Origin of the sequence: Xanthomonas sp. NCPPB 3005 (genome assembly GCF_041228095.2) — a bacterium.
Taxonomy (GTDB): domain Bacteria; phylum Pseudomonadota; class Gammaproteobacteria; order Xanthomonadales; family Xanthomonadaceae; genus Xanthomonas_A; species Xanthomonas_A bonasiae.
In genome coordinates this window covers 1,708,965-1,730,541 of the sequence record NZ_CP166096.2, presented here as the reverse complement: position 1 = coordinate 1,730,541, position 21,577 = coordinate 1,708,965, and the positions used below count along the sequence as shown (strand labels likewise).

General features: G+C 71.5%; 17 protein-coding genes. 10 read left to right on the top strand and 7 right to left on the bottom strand.

Going from position 1 to position 21,577, the window contains the following annotated elements; translation table 11 throughout:
- Nucleotides 1–12: 12 nt before the first annotated feature.
- Genes AB8810_RS07340 through pdxH form a run of 3 tightly spaced genes read right to left on the bottom strand, consistent with a single transcriptional unit; the run spans nucleotide 13 to nucleotide 1,854 of the window.
- A complete protein-coding gene (locus AB8810_RS07340; protein ID WP_369915988.1) occupies nucleotides 13–804 on the bottom strand; it encodes a cobalamin-binding protein in 792 nt (263 codons plus the stop codon).
- A 1-nt stretch (nucleotide 805) separates the two neighbouring features.
- Nucleotides 806–1,258 carry an aminoglycoside 6'-N-acetyltransferase gene (gene aac(6'), locus AB8810_RS07335; RefSeq protein ID WP_179566304.1) on the bottom strand — a complete coding sequence of 151 codons (453 nt, stop codon included), beginning with the start codon at nucleotides 1,256–1,258 and terminating at the stop codon, nucleotides 806–808.
- Nucleotides 1,255–1,854, bottom strand: a complete 600-nt coding sequence (gene pdxH / locus AB8810_RS07330; RefSeq protein WP_179566305.1) for a pyridoxamine 5'-phosphate oxidase — start codon at nucleotides 1,852–1,854, stop codon at nucleotides 1,255–1,257. The genes aac(6') and pdxH overlap by 4 nt, the downstream gene beginning before the upstream one ends.
- Before the next feature lie 374 nt (nucleotides 1,855–2,228).
- On the opposite strand from pdxH, the gene AB8810_RS07325 reads away from it, so the two are divergent.
- From AB8810_RS07325 to mdtD, 5 genes are all read left to right on the top strand, one after another.
- Complete coding sequence (locus AB8810_RS07325) at nucleotides 2,229–2,771, top strand: shikimate kinase (protein ID WP_206229144.1); 543 nt, start codon at nucleotides 2,229–2,231, stop codon at nucleotides 2,769–2,771.
- Nucleotides 2,768–3,892, top strand: a complete 1,125-nt coding sequence (gene aroB / locus AB8810_RS07320) for a 3-dehydroquinate synthase (RefSeq protein WP_206229143.1) — start codon at nucleotides 2,768–2,770, stop codon at nucleotides 3,890–3,892. The genes AB8810_RS07325 and aroB overlap by 4 nt, the downstream gene beginning before the upstream one ends.
- A 380-nt stretch (nucleotides 3,893–4,272) precedes the next feature.
- Nucleotides 4,273–4,527 (top strand): WGR domain-containing protein, encoded by a 255-nt coding sequence (locus tag AB8810_RS07315; protein WP_179566308.1) that lies wholly within the window; start codon nucleotides 4,273–4,275, stop codon nucleotides 4,525–4,527.
- A gap of 12 nt (nucleotides 4,528–4,539) precedes the next feature.
- Nucleotides 4,540–5,610, top strand: a complete 1,071-nt coding sequence (hemE, locus tag AB8810_RS07310; protein ID WP_369915985.1) for a uroporphyrinogen decarboxylase — start codon at nucleotides 4,540–4,542, stop codon at nucleotides 5,608–5,610.
- A gap of 813 nt (nucleotides 5,611–6,423) precedes the next feature.
- The gene (mdtD, locus tag AB8810_RS07305; RefSeq protein ID WP_206229141.1) at nucleotides 6,424–7,854 is read left to right on the top strand and encodes a multidrug transporter subunit MdtD; all 1,431 of its coding nucleotides are present in this window, start codon (nucleotides 6,424–6,426) and stop codon (nucleotides 7,852–7,854) included.
- Between the two features lie 112 nt (nucleotides 7,855–7,966).
- On the opposite strand, the gene AB8810_RS07300 is transcribed toward mdtD, so the two are convergent.
- Both AB8810_RS07300 and AB8810_RS07295 read right to left on the bottom strand, forming a co-directional pair.
- Nucleotides 7,967–11,482: an ATP-binding protein gene (locus AB8810_RS07300; protein WP_369915983.1), complete on the bottom strand. Its 3,516-nt coding sequence runs from the start codon at nucleotides 11,480–11,482 to the stop codon at nucleotides 7,967–7,969.
- Between the two features lie 192 nt (nucleotides 11,483–11,674).
- Entirely contained in the window at nucleotides 11,675–15,277 is a 3,603-nt protein-coding gene (locus tag AB8810_RS07295) for an ATP-binding protein (protein ID WP_369915981.1), read from the bottom strand.
- Nucleotides 15,278–15,515: 238 nt separating this feature from the next.
- On the opposite strand from AB8810_RS07295, the gene AB8810_RS07290 reads away from it, so the two are divergent.
- From AB8810_RS07290 to AB8810_RS07275, 4 genes are all read left to right on the top strand, one after another.
- Nucleotides 15,516–16,175 carry a YceI family protein gene (locus AB8810_RS07290; RefSeq protein WP_191826561.1) on the top strand — a complete coding sequence of 220 codons (660 nt, stop codon included), beginning with the start codon at nucleotides 15,516–15,518 and terminating at the stop codon, nucleotides 16,173–16,175.
- Nucleotides 16,172–16,738, top strand: coding sequence for a cytochrome b (locus AB8810_RS07285; RefSeq protein WP_179566315.1), 567 nt, complete (start codon nucleotides 16,172–16,174; stop codon nucleotides 16,736–16,738). Before AB8810_RS07290 ends, AB8810_RS07285 begins: the two co-directional genes overlap by 4 nt.
- 11 nt (nucleotides 16,739–16,749) lie before the next feature.
- The gene (locus AB8810_RS07280; protein WP_179566316.1) at nucleotides 16,750–17,316 is read left to right on the top strand and encodes a YceI family protein; all 567 of its coding nucleotides are present in this window, start codon (nucleotides 16,750–16,752) and stop codon (nucleotides 17,314–17,316) included.
- 208 nt (nucleotides 17,317–17,524) lie between these two features.
- Nucleotides 17,525–18,097, top strand: coding sequence for a GNAT family N-acetyltransferase (locus AB8810_RS07275; RefSeq protein WP_369915978.1), 573 nt, complete (start codon nucleotides 17,525–17,527; stop codon nucleotides 18,095–18,097).
- A gap of 75 nt (nucleotides 18,098–18,172) precedes the next feature.
- Here AB8810_RS07275 and AB8810_RS07270 read toward each other — a convergent pair whose 3' ends face one another.
- Together AB8810_RS07270 and AB8810_RS07265 are read right to left on the bottom strand one after the other, a co-directional pair.
- Nucleotides 18,173–19,777 carry an amidase family protein gene (locus tag AB8810_RS07270; RefSeq protein WP_369915976.1) on the bottom strand — a complete coding sequence of 535 codons (1,605 nt, stop codon included), beginning with the start codon at nucleotides 19,775–19,777 and terminating at the stop codon, nucleotides 18,173–18,175.
- Nucleotides 19,778–19,859: 82 nt separating this feature from the next.
- The gene (locus AB8810_RS07265; protein ID WP_369915974.1) at nucleotides 19,860–20,090 is read right to left on the bottom strand and encodes a glutaredoxin family protein; all 231 of its coding nucleotides are present in this window, start codon (nucleotides 20,088–20,090) and stop codon (nucleotides 19,860–19,862) included.
- A 90-nt stretch (nucleotides 20,091–20,180) separates the two neighbouring features.
- On the opposite strand from AB8810_RS07265, the gene AB8810_RS07260 reads away from it, so the two are divergent.
- Nucleotides 20,181–21,563: an L-serine ammonia-lyase gene (locus AB8810_RS07260; protein WP_179566321.1), complete on the top strand. Its 1,383-nt coding sequence runs from the start codon at nucleotides 20,181–20,183 to the stop codon at nucleotides 21,561–21,563.
- Nucleotides 21,564–21,577: the final 14 nt, after the last annotated feature.

Here is a 21,577-nt window from a genome sequence, read left to right as displayed (position 1 = left end):
GCGTGGGCGCGGCTACTGGCGCTGCGCCCAGGCCTGCACGATCGCCGCGATCGCGCGCACGCCGTCGGTCAAGGCCGCCGGTCCCGGCTGCAGGATCAGCGGCGACTTGATCTCGAACAGCTGGCCGTCGCGCACCGCCGGGATCGCCGCCCAGCCCGGCCGCGCGGCCACGCGCTCGGGGCGGAAGCGCTTGCCGCACCACGAGCCGAGGATGATATCCGGCGCGCGCCGCACCACTTCGTCGCCGTTGGCCAGGATCCTCGCCTTGGCCAGCGGTTCCACCGACAGCTCCGGAAACACGTCGTCGCCGCCGGCGATGCGCACCAGTTCGGCGACCCAGCGGATGCCGGTGATGATCGGCTCGTCCCATTCCTCGAAATACACTTTCGGCCGCCGCGGCAGCGCCGCCGCCTGTGCCGCGACCGTGTCCAGCCCGCGCTGCAGCTCGTCGGCGTAGGCGTCGGCACGCGCGCCGACGCCGACCAGCGCGCCGAGCCGGCGGATGTAGTCGAGGATGCCGTCGACGCTGCGGTGGTTGGCGATCCACACCTCCACCCCGTTGCGCACCAGCTCGGCGGCGATCTCGGCCTGGATGTCGGAAAAGCCGATCGCCAGATCCGGCTGCAGCTTGAGGATCTCGCCGATCTTGGCGCTGGTGAAGGCGCTGACCTTGGGCTTGTCGCGGCGCGCCTGCGGCGGACGCACGGTGAAACCGCTGATGCCGACGATGCGCGCCTGCTCGCCGAGCGCGTACAGCGTCTCGGTGGGTTCCTCGGTCAGGCAGACGATGCGCTGCGGACCCACGTCAATCCTCGACCGGCATGCGGAAATACACCACGCGCTCGGTTTCCTCGAACCCGCAGGCACGGTGCGCGGCCTGCGCCGCGGCGTCGTCGATCAGCGCATCGGAGGCCAGCTCGCTGCAGCCCTGCGCGCGGGTCCACTCGCGCACCTCGCGCAGCAGCGCGCGGCCGATGCCGTGGCCGCGCCACGCCGGCGCCACGTACCAGCCTTCCAGAAACCCCACCGGCGAACTGTCGGTGCCGTTGACGTAGTCCTGGCGCAGGGTGACGTCGGCGAAGCCGATCGCCTGGCCATCGCCGGCGAAGGCCAGGAAATTGGCCGCGTCCTCGCGCTGCAGCGCTTCGGCCACGCCGCCGAAGGCATCGCGCTCGTCCGGCCACAGCGCCATCCGCAGCGCCGCCCAGGCGCGCAGGTCGGCGGCAGCGGCGGCGCGGATCGAGAACCGCTCGGTCACGGGAACAGCATCCGCTTGGACCAGTGGCCGGCGGCGTCGGCGGCGTAGTGCCAGCGCTCGTGCAGGCGGTACTTGCCGCCGTACCAGAACTCGAAGCTGCGCGGCACCACGCGGAACCCGCCCCACCCGTCCGGGCGCGGCACCTCGCGGCCTTCGAAGCTGGCCTCGGCCTTGGCCACGCGCTGCTCGAACTCCTCGCGCGACTGCAAGGTGCGCGACTGCGCCGACGCCCACGCGCCGATCTGGCTCATGCGCGGACGCGAGGCGAAATACGCATCGGCCTCGGCCGCGGCGACCAGTTGCACCTCGCCATCGATGCGCACCTGCACCCCGTCCTCGCGCATGCGCCGCCACAGGAACAGCAGCGAGGCCTGCGGATTGGCCTGCAGCTCGCGGCCCTTCTGGCTGTCCAGATGGGTGTAGAACACGAAACCGCGCGCGTCGTAGGACTTCAGCAGCACCACCCGCGAGGACGGACGCGCCTCCAGCGTGGCCGAGGCGACGACCATGGCGTTGTATTCGGCCTCGTCGCTGGTCCGCGCCTCCGCGAACAGGTCGGCGAACGTGGACAGGGCTTCGGCGTAGAGATCGGGCATGGCGGCAAGGCACTCGGCGGACGATGCCCCATTGTCGCGCCATGCACGGCGCGACGCACGCGGCAGCGCGGCTGCCATGGCGCCGGTCCTACCGGCCCGGACCGCGTGCCACGATCGGCTGCGCGCTCGCCAGCCTTCGCTGCGGCCCGCAGCACCGCGCCACACATGCCGTGCGCAGGGCCACGCGGCCACGGGCGCCGCGACCGCCGCGCTGGCCATCCCAGCTGACTGGCCGCCAACGCCGCGCAACGCGCAGAGGCGCCGGCCAGCGCCACGACGCGCTCGTGCCGCAAGCGCACCGGCACGCGCTCGGCGCAATGCATGCGAGCAGCGCGACCGGCCTGCGCACGCGGCGCGTCTGCTAGCATCGGCGGATGAATCCCGCCCCCAATCTCGTGCTGGTCGGCCCGATGGGAGCCGGCAAGAGCGTCATCGGCCGCCGCCTGGCCGAGCGCTTCAGCCTTGCCTTCGTCGATAGCGACCAGGCCATCGTCGAACGCACCGGCGCGAGCATCGCCTCGCTGTTCGAGCATGCCGGCGAAGCCGGTTTCCGCGAGCACGAGCGCACCGTGTTGGAAAGCGTGCTCAGCACCCCCGGCCACCTCATCTCCACCGGCGGCGGCGCCGTGCTCGACGCCGACAGCCGCCGCGAGATGCGCGAGCACGGCTTCGTGGTCTACCTGCGGGTCAGCGTGGCCTCGCAGCTGCAGCGCCTGCAACGCGATCGCAGCCGCCCGCTGCTGCAGCGCGGCGACCGCGAACGGGTGCTGCACGACCTGCACGCGGTGCGCGAGCCGCTGTACCGCGAAGTCGCCGACCTGATCCTGGACACCGACCACCTCAATCCCGCCGAAGCCACCGCGCAGCTGGTCGTGCGCCTGGCCGCGTCGTGGAAACTTCCGGACCCCATTGCATGACTGTCTCCCAACGCAGCGTCGCGGTCGAAGGCGACCCGGCCTACACCATCCGCATCGGCCCCGGCCTGCTCGACGACGGCGCGCTTCTGGCCGAGCACGTGCGCGGCCGCCATGTGCTGCTGCTCAGCGACAGCAACGTCGCCCCGCTGTACGCGGCGCAGGTCCGCCAGGCCTTGCTGGCCGCGCGCCCGCAGTTGCAGATCGGCGCCTTCACGATCCCCGCCGGCGAGGCCTCCAAGACCCTGGACAATTTCGGCGCGGCGATCGCCGCGCTGGCCGAGCTCGGCGCCACCCGCGACGCCTGCGTGCTGGCGCTGGGCGGCGGCGTGGTCGGCGATCTGGCCGGCTTCGCCGCCGCGTGCTGGATGCGCGGGGTCGACTGCGTGCAGCTGCCGACCACGCTGCTGGCGATGGTCGATTCGTCGGTCGGCGGCAAGACCGCGGTGGACATCGCCCAGGGCAAGAACCTGGTCGGCGCGTTCCATCCGCCGCGCGCGGTGCTGGCCGACACCGCCACCCTGCGCAGCCTGCCGCCGCGCGAACTGCGCGCCGGCCTGGCCGAGGTGATCAAGTACGGCGCGATCCGCGACCCGCTGTTCTTCGAATGGCTGCATGCCGAACGCCACGCGCTGCTGGGCGCCGAGCCGGCCGCGCTGGCGCAGGCGATCGCGCGCAGTTGCGAGCACAAGGCCGAGATCGTGGCCCGCGACCCGCTGGAGAAGGGCGAGCGCGCCCTGCTCAACCTCGGCCACACCTTCGGCCATGCGATCGAGACCGAACAGGGCTACGGCGCGCCCGGCAACGCCAACCTCAACCACGGCGAAGCGGTGGCGGTGGGCATGGTGCTGGCGGCCGAACTGTCGGCGCAGCTGGGCATGGCCACGGCGCAGGACACCGAACGGCTGCGCGCGCTGCTGGCCGACTACGGCCTGCCCACCGCGCTGCCGGCCGGACTGGCGCCGCAGGCGCTGCTGGCGCGGATGCGGCTGGACAAGAAGAACATCGCCGGGCGCCTGCGGCTGGTGCTGTGGCGCGGCATCGGCCGGGCCGAGGTGGTGCCTGACGTGGACGAGGCGGCGGTGCTGGCGGTGCTGGACGCCGCCGTGCGCGCCGCGGCGTAGCGCACCCCGTCGCGCCGCGGCATCCATCCGCCCTCGGCGGCCGGCGCGCCGCAAGTCCCTGTGGGAGCGACGTCAGTCGCGACGAGCGACGTGGTGGGTCTCACCACGTCGGACCTCCCACAGTGCCCCCAGCCGGAACCAGCATGCGCGCGTGCCCTGCACGCCGCCCGGGGCGCAGGCCCGCGCCAAGACGCGCGCGCCCCGGACGTCGCGCGTCGTCCATGATTCAGCGCGCCGGCAAATGCGTATATCGCGCCGGCCGCCTGCCGCCGCGGCCGCCCGCCGACCGCGGCCCGGACGCCCTGCCGGCTTCCCCACCCGTCCCATAACGCGCGGCCGGCGCCGACGCCGCGGCGACCCGCGATGGGTACAATCGGCCCATGCGCGTCTTCCTACAGCAACGCCCCGGCGGCAACGAGCCGCCCCGCTACATCCAGCTGACCCTGCAACCGGACCTGTTCGGCAGCTGGGAGCTGTTGCGCGAGAGCGGCCAGATCGGCGGCCGCGCGCAGCTCAAGCGCGAGCAATACCTGCTGCAGGACGAGGCCCACGCCGCCTTCGAGAAAGCCCGCGATGCGCAAATCAAGCGCGGCTTCCAGGTCATGTTCACTCGCGGCGCCGACGCCCCGCGCTAAGGAAAAAACCCCATGCTCAAGAACGACCGTCTGCTGCGCGCCCTGCGCCGCGAGCCCGTGGACCAGACCCCCGTGTGGCTGATGCGCCAGGCCGGGCGCTACCTGCCCGAGTACCGCGCCACCCGTGCCCGCGCCGGCAGCTTCCTGGCGATGGCCAAGACCCCGGAACTGGCCTGCGAAGTGACCCTGCAGCCGCTGGCGCGGTTCCCGCTGGACGCGGCGATCCTGTTCTCCGACATCCTCACCATCCCCGATGCGATGGGCCTGGAGCTGTATTTCGTCGAGGGCGAAGGTCCGAAGTTCAAGCACCCGGTGCGCGACGCGGCGGCGATCGCCCGGCTCGGCGTGCCGGACATGGAGACCGAACTGCGCTACGTGATGGACGCGGTGCGGGTGATCCGCCGCGAGCTGGACGGCAGCGTGCCGCTGATCGGCTTCTCCGGCAGTCCTTGGACGCTGGCCTGCTACATGGTCGAGGGCGGCGGCAGCGACAACTACGCGCGGATCAAGGCGCTGGCCTTGAACGAACCGGCGGCGCTGCACCAGTTGCTGTCGGTCAATACCGACGCGGTGATCGCCTACCTGGCGGCGCAGCGCGCGGCCGGCGCGCAGGCGCTGCAGGTATTCGACACCTGGGGCGGCGTGCTCAGCCCGGCGATGTACCGCGAGTTCTCGCTGCCCTACCTGCAGCGCATCGCCCGCGAACTGCCGCGCGGCGACGGCGCCGAGCGCACCCCGCTGATCCTGTTCGGCAAGGGCAACGCGCCGTATCTGGAAGAGCTGGCCGCTTCCGGCGCCGAAGGGTTGGGCGTGGACTGGACCATCGACCTGGCCGATGCCGCGCGCCGCACCGGCGGCCGCGTCGCGTTGCAGGGCAACCTGGATCCGGCGACGCTGTACGGCTCGCCGGCGGCGATCGAACGCGAGGTGCAGCGCGTGCTGCGCAGCTATGCCGACGGCAACGGCTCGGCGGAAGGCCATGTGTTCAACCTCGGCCACGGGCTGTCGCCGGACATGCAGCCCGAGCACGTCGGCGCGCTGGTCGCCGCGGTGCAGCGGCACAGCCGCCGCGGAGTGGCATAGCGCCGCACCGAACTGTCGCATCCGCGGGGTCCCTTGCGCCCAGCGGATGCGCAGAGTGACGCAACACGCGCTTCGGCGATCCTGCAGTCGGGACTGAAGTCCCTCCCACAGTGCACCCAGCCGACGCGCCGCATCTCCCCTGTAGGAGCGGCTTCAGCCGCGACGAACGAAGTGGTGGACCCGACAGCTGCGGACACCGGTCGGGGCTGAAGCCCCTCCTACAGTGCACCAGCCAACTCGCCACAAATCCCTGTAGGAGCGGCTTCAGCCGCGACGAACGAAGTAGCGGACCCGACAGCTGCGGACACCGGTCGGGACTGAAGCCCCTCCTACAGTGCACCAGCCAACTCGCCGCAAATCCCTGTAGGAGCGGCTTCAGCCGCGACAAGCGAAGTGGCGGACCCGACAGCTGCGGACAAAGGTCGGGACTGAAGCCGCCTACAGTGCGCTAGCCAACTCGCCGCAAATCCCTGTAGGAGCGGCTTCAGCCGCGACGAACGAAGTGGCGGACCCGACAGCTGCGGACACCGGTCGGAGCTGAAGCCCCTCCTACAGTGCACCAGCCAACTCGCCGCAAATCCCTGTAGGAGCGGCTTCAGCCGCGACGAACGAAGTGGCGGACCCGACAGCTGCGGACAGCTTCGGCACCGAAGCCCTGCACAGAACCGAAGACAACACGCCGCACGACGCGCCCCGCTCCGCCGTCGCAGCAAGGCCGCCGTGCTCGCCACGCGCCACAACCGCCCGCTGCTGCACGACGCCGCGACGCGATCTGCGCGATCCTATGCATCCCTCGCGTTGCCGTGCGTGCCGATGTCCGCGCCCTCCCCCGATCCGATCTCCGTTCCGAACTACCGCAGTTTCCGGCCGCTGCTGTGGCTGGTGTCGCTGGCCATCTTCATGCAGATGCTGGACGCGACCATCGTCAACACCGCGCTGCCGGCGATGGCGCGCAGCCTGGGCGAGAGCCCGCTGCAGATGCAGTCGGTGGTGTTCAGCTATGCGCTGGCGGTGGCGATGTTCATCCCCGCCTCGGGCTGGATCGCCGACCGCTACGGCACGCGCCGCACCTTCCTGGCCGCGATCGTGCTGTTCACCCTCGGCTCGCTGCTGTGCGCGGCGGCGCCGCGCCTGCCCTACCTGGTCGCCGCGCGCGTGCTGCAAGGCATCGGCGGGGCGATGCTGCTGCCGGTCGGGCGCCTGGCGGTGATGCGCTCGGTGTCGCGCGAGCAGTTCCTGAGCGCGATGAGCTTCATCGCGATCCCGGCGCTGATCGGGCCGCTGGTCGGGCCGACCCTCGGCGGCTGGCTGGTGCAGGTGGCGTCGTGGCATTGGGTGTTCCTGATCAACCTGCCGATCGGCGCGATCGGCTTCGCCGCGGCGCTGAAGGTGATGCCCGATTTCCACGGCGAGCAGCGCACCCGCTTCGACCTGATCGGCTACGCGATGCTGGCCTTCGGCATGATCGCGCTGTCGCTGGCGCTGGACGGGATTTCCGAACTGGGCCTGCGCCATGCGTTCGTGATGTTGCTGGCCATCGCCGGCCTGGCCGCGCTGATCGGCTACTGGCTGCACGCGGCCAACGCGCCGGCGGCGCTGTTCCCGCTGCACCTGTTCAAGGTGGTCAGCTTCCGCATCGGCATCCTCGGCAATCTGTTCGCGCGCGTGGGCAGCGGCAGCATGCCGTTCCTGATCCCGCTGCTGCTGCAGGTCGGCCTGGGCATGAGTCCGATGCGCGCGGGCCTGATGATGATCCCGGTGGCGCTGGCCGGCATGGCCGCCAAGCGCGCGGCGGTGAAACTGGTGGAGAACTACGGCTATCGCCGGGTGCTGATGAGCAACACGGTGCTGGTCGGCGTCGCGATGGCCAGCTTCATGCTGTTCGACGCCGGCCAGCCGCTGGGCTGGCGGCTGCTGCAGCTGGCGCTGTTCGGCGCGGTCAATTCGTTGCAGTTCACGGTCATGAACACGGTCACGCTGCGCGACCTGGACCGCGACCAGGCCAGCGCCGGCAACAGCCTGCTGTCGATGGTGATGATGCTGGCCACCGGCTTCGGCGCCGCCGCCGCCGGCAGCCTGCTGGCCGCCTTCAACGACCACCTCGGCGACAGCCACGGCGCCACCGCCGCACTGCACGCGACCTTCGTCTGCGTCGGCGCGATCACCCTGACCTCGACCCTGATCTTCTGGCAGCTGCCCGATACGCGGCCGCATCCGGACAAGGTGGAGGAAGTGGCTGAGTAACCGGGAATGGGGAATGGGGAATGGGGAATCGAAAAGCAAAAGCTGCCTCCCTCGCCTCTGACACCACACGCTCGCGGCGTCCTGCGTTTCCCTATTCCCGTTTCTCCATTCCCTATTCCCGGCCTCCAAGCACTGCCTCGATCGCCTCGGCCAGCATGTCTCCCGTCACCGGCTTGCGCAGGAAGCCGTCGAAGCCGGCCGCGCGGGCCTGCGGTTCGGCGTCGGCGTCGGCGCGGGCGGTGACCGCGATCAGCGGCATCTCGTAACCGAACACGCGCAGTTGCCGCGCCAGCGCTAGGCCGTCCAGGCCGGGCAGGTCCAGGTCCAGCAAGGCCACGTCGAAGCGGTTGCCGGCCGCTTCGGTCAGCGCTGCCAGGGCATGCGCGGCATGGGTGATGTGGTGCCCGCGCGCGCTGAGCAGGCCGCTGACGACTTCGGCGACGGTAGGGTCGTCCTCGACCAGCAGGATGCGCAGCGGCTGCGTCGCCGCCAGGGCCTCGCGCTCGCCGCGCGTCGCGGGATGCAGCGCGTCCGGGGTCCACGGCAACGGCAGGTCGACGATGAAACGGGTGCCGACGCCGAGCTTGCTGTGCAGCTCCACGCGGCCGCCCATCGCCACCGCCAGTTCCTGGCAGATCGCCAGGCCCAGGCCGCTGCCGCCGTAGCGGGCGGCGGTGCGCGGGCCGTCGGCCTGTTCGAAGCGCTGGAACAGCCGCGCCTGCTGCTCGGCGTTGATGCCAGGACCGGTGTCGGCGACCTCGAAACGCACGCCGTGACGCTCGTGCAGCGGCGCCACGCGCAGGGTCACGCCGCCGTGGTCGGTGAACTTGATCGCGTTGTTGAGCAGGTTCAGGAGGATCTGCCGCACCCGGGTCGCATCGCCGCTGGCGGTCACCGCCGCGGGCATCGCGTTGTCCAGGGCGAAGGCCAGGCCGCGGCTGTACGCCATCGGCGCCATCATCGCCTCCAGTTCGGCGATCAGCTGGATCAGGTCGAACGGCTGCTGGTCCAGCTCCAGGCGGCCGGCCTCGATCCGCGCCAGGTCCAGCGCATCGTTGACCAGGCGCAACAGGTGCGCGCCGGCACGGCGGATCGAGTCGGTATAGCCGCGCTGTTTGGGATCCAGCGGCGTGGCCAGCAACAGTTCGCTCATGCCGAGCACGCCGGTCATCGGCGTGCGCACCTCGTGCCCGAGCGTGGCTAGGAAACGGGTCTTGGCCAGCGAGGCCTGCTCGGCCAGCTCCTGCTTGTGCAGGGCCAGTTGCCAGGCGTTGCGCCGGCGCAGGCGCCGCCGGTACAGGTAGGACGCCAGCCACAGCGCCAGCAGCGCCAGCAAGGCCAGCCCGGCCATGCCCCAGGGGCTGCGCCACCACGGCGGCAGCACGCGGAAGCGCAGCGTGGTGACCTTCGACCACACCTTGTCGGCGGTGCGCGCCTGCATTTCCAGGGTGTAGTGGCCCGACGGCAGGCGCGAGAACAGGCGCTCGCCGCTGGCGCCGACGTCGACCCAGTCCGGGTCGTAGCCGCTGAGCCGGAACCGGTAGGTGTTGGCGTCGGTATCGGAGAACGACAGCAGGCGCGCCACCACATGCAGGTCGCGGTCGCCTTCCTGCAGCGCGATGCTGCCGGCATGCAGCAGATCCAGCGCGCGCTCGCCGCGGCGCACGCCGATGCGTTCGATCACCAGCGGCGGCTGCCGCCGCGACGGCACCACCTGCGCCGGCTCGAACAGCACCACCCCGTCCGGGGTGCCGCCGAGGATCTGCCCGCTGCGCGCCTGGATCAGGGTCTGGGCGCGGAATTCCTGGTTGGGCAGGCCGTCGTGCACGCTGTAGGAGCGGATCGCCTTGCTCGCCGGGTCGACCCGGATCAGGCCGCGCACGCTGCTCAGCCAGGCCACGCCGCTGGCATCGACCACGATGCCGTTCGGCGCCAGCGACGGGAACTCCTGCTCGGCGTCGATGCGGTCGAGCAGGCTCAGCCGCTCGCCGTCCCACAGATAGCGTTCCAGGCGGCCGAGGCTGGCCAGCCACACCACGTTGCCGTCGGTGATGGTGAAGGCGCTCAGCGGCCGCGTTGGCGCACCCGGCACCGGCGCGAAGCGCTCGCTGGTCGCATCCCAGGCCAGCACGCCGTGCTGGCCGAGCACCCAGGGCTGGCCCAGCGGGCCGGGCCGGGCATCGTCCACGGTCAGCTCCGCCGGCAACCCGTCGGCGCCTGGGGCGATGTTGCGCAGCACGTGTCCGTCCAGATCGCGGACCTGCGCACCGCCGACCTCGCCGAACAGCCACAGGCGGCCGTCGCCGCTGAGCATCGCCCGATCGACGTCACCGGGCATCGGCGCATCGGCGCCGTCCTGCTTGCCCCAGCGCCGCACCTCGCCGCTGACCGGGTCGTAGCGCAGCACTCCGGCCAACGCCGACGCCCATACCCGACCCTGGCCGTCCTCGACCAGCGTGCGCGACCAATCGCGCCCGAACAGCGCCATGATGTGGTGGCGCACCGTACCGGTGGCCGGATCCAGCTTGTCCAGCACGCCGCGCGTCCCTGCCAGCCACACCCCGCCATCGCGCGAGGCGGCGGTCGCGATGACGTAGGGATTGCCCATCGAGTCCGGATCGTCCACCCGGTACGACAGCACCGAGAACTGCCGCCAATTGGCCGGCAGATACCACAAGCCGGCGTTGAAGCTGGCGAACCACAGATCGCCCTCGCGGTCTTCGAACGCCAGCGACCAATTGGGCTTGACCAAGCCGTGCGCGGAGTTGCTGTACAGCGGCACGTTGTGGATCTGCCCGGCTTCGCTCTCGCGGCCCAGGCCGTCCAGGGTGTCGAACCAGCGATTGCCGTGGCGGTCGTGGACCAGCATCCCCAGCACGCTCTCGCTCGGCATGTTGCTCCAGTACGGCGCCACCACGCTGCCGTCGGCGCGCAGCAGGCGCGCACCGCCCTGGCTGGCCACCCACAGCGTGCCGTCGCGCTCGGGGGTCAGGCCCAGCACCTCGGGCCGCGGCAGCGCCGAGGCCGGCAGCCGTTCGAAGTCGTGCCCGGTCCAGCGCGCCACGCCGCCGCGCGTCCCCACCCACAGCGTGCCGTCGGGCGTGGTCGCCAGGGAGATCACCGCCGGCGACGGCAGGCTGCGCTCGTCGCCCGGCATCGGCATGTAGCGATTCAGCGTGCCGTCCGGCCGCAGCCGGTCCAGGCCGCCGTTGGCGGTGCCGAACCAGATGCTGCCGTCGGGCGTGGAGGCGATCGCCCAGACCGTGCCGCCGCCGATCTGCGGATAGTTGCTGCGGTCGTAGTAGCGGAACGTGCGCCGATCCGCCGAGAGCATGCCCATGCCGGCGTTCTGGGTGCCGAACCAGACCCGGTTCTGCGCATCGACGTGCACGGTCCAGATCTTGTTGTCGCGCAACCCGTCCTCGACCCGCCAGATGCGGTAGCCGCGCCCGTCGAACCGCGCCAGGCCGTCACTGCTGGCCAGCCACAAATAGCCGAGCTGGTCTTCGGCGAAGCCGTTGATGCTGTTGGACGGCAAACCGTCGGCCACGGTCAGCTGGCGCGGCTGCGGCGTCGGCGGCACCGCCGCGGCGACCGCCGTCGACCACAGCAGCAGTAGCCATCCCAAGATCCGTCTCGACCGCATCCTCGTCCCCTTGTGCATGGGCGCCGTGTCCCCCGATGCCCGCTGCCATCGTCGGCGATAAGCGCCGCCGCTGGCAACAGACGGATGCTGGGCGCGCGACCCGGGACCCGGGACCCGGGACTCGAAGCGTCACAGGCCCCGGCTTGCGACCCCGCTGCGCAATCGAGCGAGACCTTACGCTTTCCGGGTCCCGGGTCCCGCGTCCCGAGTCCCGGCTTCAACCTCCATCACTCCCCCGATCGCCTCGGCCAACATGTCGCCGGTGACTGGCTTACGCACGAAAGAGGCGAAACCGGCCGCCTTGGCTGCGGCCTCGGCCTCGCCGTCGGAACGCGCGGTCACCGCGATCAGCGGGAAGTCGTAGCCGAGCGCGCGCAGTTGCCGCGCCAGCGCCAGGCCGTCGAGCGCCGGCAGGTCCAGGTCCAGCAGGCCCAGGTCGAACGTGCCCTGGGTCACTTCGGTCAACGCTTCCAGGCCATGCGCGGCGCAGGCCACATGATGGCCGCGGCTGCGCAGCAGTTCGGCCATCACCTGGGCCACGGTCGGTTCGTCCTCGACCAGCAGGATCCGCAGCGGCGCCTGTGCCCGCGCCGGCAGCGGCACCACCGTCGCCGTTTCGGCAGGCCGCGCCTGCCAGCGCAGCGGCAGCGTCACCCGGAAGCGCGCGCCGTGCCCGAGCCGGCTGTCGACCTGGATGCGCCCGCCCATCGCCATCGCCAGTTCCTGGCTGATCGCCAGGCCCAGCCCGCTGCCGCCGTAGCGGGCGGCGGTGCGCGGGCCTTCGCCCTGCTCGAAACGCTGGAACAGCCGCGCCTGCTGCTCGGCGCTGATGCCCGGGCCGGTGTCGGCGACCTCCACGCACAGCCCGTGCCCGCTGTGCAGCGGCGACACGTGCAAGGTCACCGAGCCGCTGGCGGTGAACTTGATCGCATTGCCGATCAGATTGAGCAGGATCTGCCGCACCCGCACCGCATCGCCGTTGACGGTCACCGCGCCCGGCAAGGTGTCGTGGCATTCGAAGCGCAAGCCGCGCGCCTGCGCCAGCGGCGCCATCAGGTTCACCACGTCGGCGATCAGCGCCTGCAACGCGAACGGTTGCAGGTCGAGCTGCAGCCGCCCGGCCTCGATCCGCGCCAGGTCCAGCGCATCGTTGACCAGGTGCAGCAGGTGCGTACCGGCGCGGCGGATCGATTCGGTATAGCCGCGCTGCCTGGGATCCAGCGGCGTGGCCAGCAGCAGTTCGCTCATGCCGAGCACGCCGGTCATCGGTGTGCGCACCTCGTGTCCGAGCGTGGCCAGGAAACGGGTCTTGGCCAGCGACGCCTGCTCGGCCACTTCCTGCTTGTGCAGCGCCAGCTGCCAGGCATGCTGGCGGCGCAGGCGGCGGCGGTAGGCGCGCAGCGAGGCCAGCACCAGCAGCGCGGCGGCGGCGAGCAGCCCGGCGATGCCCCAGACGCTGCGCCACCACGGCGGGTACACCCGGAACGGCAGCCGCAGCGTCGGCGACCAGGCGCCGTTGCGGGTGCGCGCCTGCACCTCGAGCACGTGCGCGCCGGCCGGCAACTGCGGCAGCGTGCGCTCGCCGGTGGCGCCGACCGCGACCCAGTCGCGGTCGTAGCCGGCCAGGCGGAAGCGGTAGACGATGCCCTCCGGATCGACGAACGACAGCAGCCGCGCCACCACGCGCAGATCGCGATCGTCCGGCTGCAGGGCGAAGCGGCCGCTCACCGGCAGCGCCAGCAGCCGCTCGCCGCGGCGCACCTGCACGCTCTCCACGCTCAGCGTCAGCGGCACCGGCGGCGGGTCCGGCAGCCGCGTATCCAGCAGCGCCACGCTGCCATCGGCGGCGGCCGCCACCAGCACCCCGTCGGCCGCCATCAACAGCCCGCGCTTGACCACTTCCTGGCTGCTCAATCCGTTGCGGGTGCCGAACGCGCGCACCGCGGGCGTATGCCGCGGATCGATCCGGAACAGGCCGCGGCGCGTGCCCAGCCAGGCGCGTCCCTGCTGATCGACGACCAGGCCCTGCGACTCGGTGGCCGGCACGCCCTCGGCCGCCGCATAGCGATGCGCCTGCTGCCAGTGCCCGCCCTCGCGGCGCCACAGCTCGAGCCCGGACAGGCGATGCAGCCACAGGGTCTGCGCATCGGCGAAGGCGAACGACTGCACCCGCTCGCCGGCGAATTCCGGCGGGGCGCGGAACTGGCCGGCGGCGGTGTCCCAATAGTGCAGGCGCTCGGCGGCCAGCCACGGCGTGCCGTCCGGCGCCAGGTCGAACGCGGCGATATCGGCGGCGGCGGCCAGGCCGCGTTGCGGGCCGTGGATGTTGTCCAGCACGTGGCCGTCGGCGAGCGCGCGCACCTGCACGCCGAACCCGGGCGCGGCCACCCACAAGGTGCCGTCGGCGCGCTGGCGCAACCAGCTGTTGACGCCGATGTCGGGGGTCGCGTCGGCCGCCGACGCACGCCCCCACCCCTTCAGCGCGCCGCCGTGGGCAGGACCGCGCAGCAGCTGGGCGCTGCTGCCCAGCCACAGGTCGCCGGCCGTATCTTCCAGCACCGACAGCACGCGCACACCGGGCAGGCTGGGCGTCCAGCGCGGCTTGCTCAGCTCGCCGCTGGACGGTTGCAGCCGGTACACATTGCCGCCGGTCCCGGCCAGCCACACCCCGCCGTCGCGGGCCGGCGCCAGGCTGGCATACAGGTCCGGCGCCAGGCCGTGCGCCGGCCCCAGCACCGCCAGCCGCCGCCAGCCCGGGCGCAGATAGCCCAGGCCGCGGGTCGGCAACGACACCCAGAGTCCGCCCTCCTTGTCGCGCAGCATGCTGACCACCACGTTGGCGCCGGCCACCGCCGCCTCGCCCTCGGCGATGCGGCGCAACGCGCCGTCGACCGGCTTGTGCCACAGCCCCTGGCCGTTGCCGAGCCAGTAGCCGCCGTTGCCGTCCTCGGCCATGCACAGCACCCCGCGCTGCAACGCGCCGGTCCAGTCGGCGCGCTGCCAGCGGCCATCGTGGCCGAGCCGGTACAGCTCGCCGTTGGTGCTGACCCACAGGCCGTCGGACAGGGCGATCACCGCCGCGACCTTCTGCGGCGCATCCGTGGGACCGGGCAGGCGGTAGGCGCTGGCGCGCGTGCCGTCGTAGCGCACCATGCCCTTGAAGGTGCCGATCCACAGCACCCCGGCCGCGTCGAAGCCCAGGCCGACGATCGCGCCGTCGAGCATCGCGTCGACCTCGCCGTCGCCGGCCTGGATGCGCTGCACGCGTCCGTCCGCGGGAACCCGGTACAGGCCGCCGGCATAGGTGCCGAACACCACCTCGTCGCCGCGGCTGGCGATCGCGAACACCTCGTCGCTGCGCATCGCCGGTTGCGTGGCCATGTTGAAGTGGCGGAACCCGCGGCGCGCGGCATCGAGCATGCTCAGGCCGCCGCCTTCGCAGGCGACCCAGACCCGGTTGCGCGCATCGATGTGCAGTTCCTGCACGTAGTTGCAGCGCAGGGACTGCGGATCGTCCGGGTCGTGGCGCCAGATGCGGAACTCGCGCCCGTCGTAGCGGGCCAGGCCGTCGCCGCTGGCGATCCACAGGTAGCCGTCGCGGTCCAGCGCCAGCCGCGAGATCTCGCTGGACGGCAGCCCGTGCTCGGCGCCCAGCACGCGGAACCGCGGCAGCTCCGGCACCGACGCCAGCGCACCGGTGCAGCAACCGGCCAGCAACAGCAGCAGCCAGGCGAGCGTCCAGCCGCGGCGCAGGCGTCGAGGACATGGGATTTGCATCGACATCGGCTCCAGCGGCAGTGAACGATCGGCGGCGGATGAACACCGGCGCACTGCCGGGGCCGGCCGCAGACAGCGCGACCGCTCCGTGCCGCCTTGATGCGGCAGCGTTCTTATACCGCGGAGGGCCGCGAAATCCCACCCGCCGCGCAACGCAACGAACCATTGCGCCACGCGCTGGCGCAAGCGCCGCGGACTGCGCCTAGAATCCCGCCTACCCCTCCTGCCTGGCCCACCCATGCTCCAGCGCTGCCTGATCGCCCTGCTGCTGACCTTGCCGACCGCCGCGCTGGCCGCCCCGGCGCAGTACGCGCTGGATCCGGTGCACACCCGCGTGCTGTTCGCGATCGAGCACGCCGGCTTCTCCAAGGCGCTGGGCACCGTGTCCGGCAGCACCGGCACGCTGTCGTTCGACCCCGACGACTGGCGCAGCGCGCGGCTGGACGCGCGGGTGCCGCTGCAGCGCCTGGACCTGGGCGACGACAAATGGAACCGCGCCGCACTGGCGCACAACCTGGTCGATGGCGAACATTTCCCCGAGGCGCGCTTCGTCTCCACCCGGATCGAGCCGGTCGACGCCACCCACGCCAAGGTGTTCGGCACACTGACCCTGCACGGGGTCAGCCGCGAGATCGCGCTGGACGTGACCCTCAACGCGCTGAAGCGGCATCCGCTGCCGCCGTTCCGCCGCACCGTGGGCTTTTCCGCCACCACCACGTTGCAGCGCGCCGACTTCGGCATCGCCGCCTGGCCGTCGGTGATCGGCGCCACGGTCGAGTTGCGCATCGAGGCCGAGGCCACCCGCGACGGCCGCGCCGACCCCGACCCGCCGCCGGCGGACGCACCCGCCGACACCCCCACTCCCTCGCCCAGCGCCAGCCAGGAATCCACGCCATGACCGCCAAGAACACCGCCGAGCGTTGGGGTGGCGTCAGCCAGACCCTGCATTGGCTGATCGCCGCCTTGATCCTGTTGCTGGGCGTGGTCGGCCTGACCATGGGCGAGCTGCCGAAGACGCCCAAGTACTTCTGGGTCTACACCGCGCACAAGTCGCTCGGCCTGACCGTGCTGGCGCTGGTGATCGCGCGCCTGGGCTGGCGTCTGTACGCCGGCGCGCCCAAGCCGGTGCCCGGCACGCCGAGCTGGCAGGAACGCATCGCCAGCGCCACCCACGCGCTGCTGTACGTGCTGATCTTCGCCATGCCGCTGTCCGGCTGGCTGTACGACTCCAGCAGCGGCCTGCGCCCGTTCCGCTGGTTCGGCCTGGTCGCCGTGCCCAAGCTCAGCGCGCCCGACGCGCACCTGCGCGACCTGTCGCATGCGGTGCACGAATGGGGCTTCTGGATCCTGATCGCGGTGGTGCTGGCGCATGCCGGCGCCGCCTTCTACCACCACCTGTTCCAACGCGATGCCACCCTGGCGCGGATGTTGCCGCGCGGCTGGCTGACCCCCAAGTCCTGAGGAGTTCCATCATGTCGTCCCGTTTCGCCTCCCCCGCCGCCGTTGCCGCCAGCCTGGTGGCGATGCTCGCCGCCGCCCCCGCGTTCGCCGCCGATTACGTGCAGGCGCCGGGCTCGAGCCTGGTGTTCGCCAGCAAGTACGACGGCGAAGTGTTCACCGGCCAGTTCCCCGGCTTCGACACCAAGCTCAGCTTCGACCCGGCCAACCTGGCCAGCGCCAAGCTCGACGTGGCGATCCCGCTGGCCGGCGCCAAGAGCGGCAATGGCGACCGCGACTCCACCTTGCAGGGTCCGGACTTCTTCAACGTGGCCAAGTTCGCCACCGCCCACTACCGCGCCGACAAGTTCCGTTCGCTGGGCAACAACCAGTACGCCGCCGACGGCACCCTGGAACTGCGCGGCGTGTCCAAGCCGGTGACCCTGACCTTCACCTGGACCCCCGGCGCGCAGCCGGTGCTGGCCGGCAAGGCCACCGTCAAGCGCCTGGACTTCGGCGTCGGTGGCGGCGATTGGGCCGACACCAAGACCATCCCCAACGAAACCGCGATCAGCACCAAGGTGGTGTTCAAGGCGAAGTGATTCGCCACAGGCCGCAGCGGCATGCGGCCACTGGGCGGCGGATTCCCTCGTCGGGTCCGCCGCTTTTTTTGTGTCTGGACGGGCACGGCAAGGGCATGGCCTGCCGTCTTGGCCAGCGATGCCCGGCTCGCTGGCAGGCCACGCGCTAAGCGCTCGCGTGCCGAGGCCGGCCAACGGCGCGCTTCGCCACGCATGCCACACTTGCGGCATGGAAAAGGACATCTTCAGGACCGCGCGCCTGATCGGCCGCCACCTGCGCCCATCCGACGTCGATGCCTTGTTCGCTGTCTATGGCGATGCCGAGGCCATGCGCTGGGTCGGCGACGGCGAGCCGCTGGATCGCGCGCAGTGCGTGGAATGGGTCGCCGTCTCCGAACGCAACTACCGCACGCGCGGCTACGGCATGTCTGCGTTGGTGAACCGCGCCGATGGCCAGACCATCGGTTTCTGCGGGCTGGTCCACCCGGCCGGCCAGGCGGAGGCCGAACTGAAGTACGCGTTCCGGCGCGAACACTGGGGACGCGGACTGGCCACCGAAGCGGCGCAGGCGATGCTGGCGTATGCGCGGGAGGAACTGGGCCTGCAGCACGCGATCGCCACCGCGTATCCGCAGAACCTGGCCTCGCTGCGCGTGCTGCGCAAGGCCGGCATGCATCCGGCGCCGACCCGCACGGACGCCGACGGCACGGTGATCTGCTGTTTTGCATGGCATGCGGACGCGCCGCCGGCGACCGAGCAACCGCACGGCACTGCGCCCGCGGCCGGCCTGGCGGCGGAATAGGCGCACGGCGCTTGCTGTGGCCACACCGGATCGACCTCGCCGCACGAGCGCGATCGCCGCTTGCAGCGCGCCGCTTCAATAGACGAAACGGTCGCCTGCGAGCGGCGGCGTCGCCGCCGGCTGGCGCAGCGCGTGCGTGCGCTGCTCGAAGGCGAAGCCGTAGCCCAACAGCCGCCGCTCGCTGAACTCCGGCCCCAGGAACGACACCCCCACCGGCAGGCCGTCCGCGGTGAAACCCGCCGGTACCGTCAGCTCGGGCCAGCCCGCCACACTCGCCAGACCCGGACCGAAGTTGCCGAACAGACCACGCGCATTGCGCTGCGCGGGTTCTCCGATCCGGTTGATGCGCATGGTCTGGGTCGGATAGACGATCGCATCGAGACGGTTCCGGGCCAACACCGCCTGCATCGACGCCTTGAGGAACTGGCGGCCCTGTTCGCGGGCCGCGAGATAGACCGCATCGGTCGGCGGCGGCGCCGCGGCCTCCTCGCGGTACCCGTCGCGGCGCCCCGGATTGGGGAAGGCGCCGGCCGGCGTGGCCGCGTTGAGCGCTTCGCTCAGCGCCAGGATGTCGGCGTGGCGCTGCGGATACCGCGGCGGAAAAGCCGCCGGCAGATACGCATCGAGACTGGGGGCGGCTTCGGTGCGCACGAGGATCGCCTGCAGCTCGCCGCTCAGGCGCAGCAGCCACGGTGGCAGTTCGATCTCCACCACCGACGCGCCGCTCGCCCGCAGCGCGTCGAGGGCCGCCTCCATCGCCGCGTCCACCTGCGGATCGTCCCCGGAAAAGTCGTGCCGCGGGAACCCGATGCGCGTCCCGCGCAGCGCATCGGCGCGCAGCCCGAGCATGGAATCGGCGGGAGCGCGGCCGTCCGCGTCGCGCGCCGCCGCTGGTCGCCGGTCCGCATCTTCCAGCACGCTCAGCACCAGCGCCGCATCGGCGACGGAGCGCGCGATCGGGCCGACCGCATCGAGCGTGGGCGTATTCGGCTGGATGCCGGCATAGCCGATCGCGCCGGTGGTCGGACGCAGGCCGACCACGCCATTGGTTGCCGCGGGCCAGCGCGCCGAGCCGGTGGTGTCGGTGGCGATGCCCACCGGCGCGTAGCCGGCTGCGACGCCCACGGCGGTCCCGCTGGACGAGCCGGCCGGGCTGTAGGCGAGATTGTGCGGATTGCGCGTCTGCCCGCCCAGCGAACTCAGCGCCGGCCCCGACGCCAGCTCGCTCAGGTTGACCTTCGCCAGGATGATGGCGCCCGCCTCGCGCAAGCGCACGACCACCGCGGCGTCCGCATACGGCACCGCGCCGCGGAGGCCGTAGAAGCCGAGCGTGGTGGGGAGATCGCGGGTATCGACGTTGTCCTTCAGCAGCACCGGAATGCCGTGCAGCGGCGAGCGGCGTCCGCTGGCGCGGCGCTCGGCGTCCAGCGCGCGGGCCTGCTCCAGCGCGTGCGGATTGAGATTGATGACCGCATGCAGCTGCGGATCGTAGGCCCGGATCCGGGCCAGCGACAGCGCGACCAGCCGCTCCGAATCCAGGGCGCCGCTGTCGATCGCGCGGTTGATCTCGGCGATGCTCGCGGTCTGCAGATCGAAACGGCGCTGCGCCTGGTCGTGCGCTGCGGCGACGCTCCACAGCAGCGCAAGCACTGCCAGGCCCGCACGATAAGGAACCCTCATGTCGCCGCCTCTGCGTTTGTCGCCATGACTGGGGATGACTTGCATTGTGATGCCGCCGCGCCAGGCGCCGCTACCCGCCAGGCTACTGCGCGGCGGTCAGCCAGCCCGTGACCTGCGCCGGATCGAATGGCCATTGCAGCTCGCGCCCCGCCGCGTCGCGCAGCACCGGCACCCGCTCGCCGTAGCGCGCTTCCAATGCCGGGTCGTCATCGATGAAGATGCTGTCCAGGTCGCCCACGCGCGCCTGCGCCAGGACCAGCAGGGCCTGGTCGCACAGATGGCAGTCGTCGCGCTGGTACAGGGTCAGGGACATGGCCGCGGCTCCGATGCTGCGTTGCGGGCGTGCGCAATGCGCCAGGGGCATAGAATAGACGGTCTTTGGCCTTCCACCTCTCCGGCACGTATGGCTGTCAGCACCTTCGACCTGTTCAAGATCGGCATCGGGCCGAGCTCCTCGCATACCGTGGGGCCGATGCGTGCGGCCGAGCGCTTCGTGCACCGCTGGCTGCTGGATCCGGGCCGGCTCGGCGAGGTGGTGCGGATCCGCGCCGAGGTGTTCGGCTCGCTGGCGCTGACCGGGCGCGGCCACGGCACCGACAAGGCGGTGCTGCTGGGCCTGGAAGGGCAGCGCCCGAACCTGATCGACCCGGACATCATTCCGAGCACGCTGGAGCGCATCCGCAGCAGCAAGCGCATCAACCTGATGGGCCAGCACAGCATCGCCTTCGACGAGAAGCGCGACCTGGCGCTGAACAAGCGCCAGAAGCTGCCCTACCACACCAACGGCATGCGCTTCACCGCCTACGCCGCCGACGAGGAGGTGATCGCCACGCGCGACTACTACTCGGTCGGCGGCGGCTTCGTGGTCAACCAGGACGACGCCGCCGACGACCGCATCGTCGCCGACGAGACGCCGCTGCCCTACCCGTTCAAGAGCGGCGACGAACTGCTGGCGCAGGCCGCGCGCAGCGGCCTGAGCATCGCCGCGCTGATGTTCGAGAACGAGAAGTGCTGGCGCAGCGAGGACGAGATCCGCGACGGCCTGCGCGAGCTGTGGAACGCGATGCAGGCCTGCGTGGCGCGCGGCATCCGCGAGGAAGGCACGCTGCCCGGCGGCCTGCATGTGTCGCGGCGCGCGCCGGCGCTGTACCGCGAACTGTCGTCCAAGCCGGAAGCGGCGATGCGCGATCCGCTGACCACGCTGGACTGGGTCAACCTGTACGCACTGGCGGTCAACGAAGAGAACGCCGCCGGCGGGCGCGTGGTCACCGCACCGACCAACGGCGCGGCCGGGATCATTCCGGCGGTGCTGCACTACTTCGACCGGTTCTGCCCGGGCAGCGACGAGCAGCGCATCTTCGATTTCCTGCTGACCGCCGCGGCGATCGGCATCCTGTACAAGGAAAACGCGTCCATCTCCGGCGCCGAAGTCGGCTGCCAGGGCGAAGTCGGCGTGGCCTGCTCGATGGCCGCCGGCGGCCTGGTCGCCGCGCTCGGCGGCAAGCCGGGGCAGATCGAGAACGCCGCCGAGATCGGCATGGAACACAACCTCGGCCTGACCTGCGACCCGATCGGCGGGCTGGTGCAGATCCCGTGCATCGAGCGCAATGCGATGGGCGCGGTGAAGGCGATCAACGCCAGCCGCATGGCCATGCGCGGCGACGGCAAGCACAAGGTGTCGCTGGACAAGGTGATCCGGACCATGCGCGACACCGGCCGCGACATGCAGGACAAGTACAAGGAAACCAGCCGCGGCGGGCTCGCGGTGAACGTGATCGAGTGCTGAGATGATGGCGCCGG

Bases quoted from the DNA above. Each gene is read 5' to 3' on its own strand.
- AB8810_RS07280 (WP_179566316.1), top strand. From the start codon at position 16,750: ATGTCGTCCCGTTTCGCCTCCCCCGCCGCCGTTGCCGCCAGCCTGGTG.
- aroB (WP_206229143.1), top strand. From the start codon at position 2,768: ATGACTGTCTCCCAACGCAGCGTCGCGGTCGAAGGCGACCCGGCCTAC.
- AB8810_RS07265 (WP_369915974.1), bottom strand. From the start codon at position 20,090: ATGTCCCTGACCCTGTACCAGCGCGACGACTGCCATCTGTGCGACCAG.
- AB8810_RS07275 (WP_369915978.1), top strand. From the start codon at position 17,525: ATGGAAAAGGACATCTTCAGGACCGCGCGCCTGATCGGCCGCCACCTG.
- hemE (WP_369915985.1), top strand. From the start codon at position 4,540: ATGCTCAAGAACGACCGTCTGCTGCGCGCCCTGCGCCGCGAGCCCGTG.
- AB8810_RS07295 (WP_369915981.1), bottom strand. From the start codon at position 15,277: ATGCAAATCCCATGTCCTCGACGCCTGCGCCGCGGCTGGACGCTCGCC.
- AB8810_RS07270 (WP_369915976.1), bottom strand. From the start codon at position 19,777: ATGAGGGTTCCTTATCGTGCGGGCCTGGCAGTGCTTGCGCTGCTGTGG.
- mdtD (WP_206229141.1), top strand. From the start codon at position 6,424: ATGTCCGCGCCCTCCCCCGATCCGATCTCCGTTCCGAACTACCGCAGT.
- AB8810_RS07315 (WP_179566308.1), top strand. From the start codon at position 4,273: ATGCGCGTCTTCCTACAGCAACGCCCCGGCGGCAACGAGCCGCCCCGC.
- AB8810_RS07285 (WP_179566315.1), top strand. From the start codon at position 16,172: ATGACCGCCAAGAACACCGCCGAGCGTTGGGGTGGCGTCAGCCAGACC.
- AB8810_RS07325 (WP_206229144.1), top strand. From the start codon at position 2,229: ATGAATCCCGCCCCCAATCTCGTGCTGGTCGGCCCGATGGGAGCCGGC.
- AB8810_RS07260 (WP_179566321.1), top strand. From the start codon at position 20,181: ATGGCTGTCAGCACCTTCGACCTGTTCAAGATCGGCATCGGGCCGAGC.
- AB8810_RS07290 (WP_191826561.1), top strand. From the start codon at position 15,516: ATGCTCCAGCGCTGCCTGATCGCCCTGCTGCTGACCTTGCCGACCGCC.
- pdxH (WP_179566305.1), bottom strand. From the start codon at position 1,854: ATGCCCGATCTCTACGCCGAAGCCCTGTCCACGTTCGCCGACCTGTTC.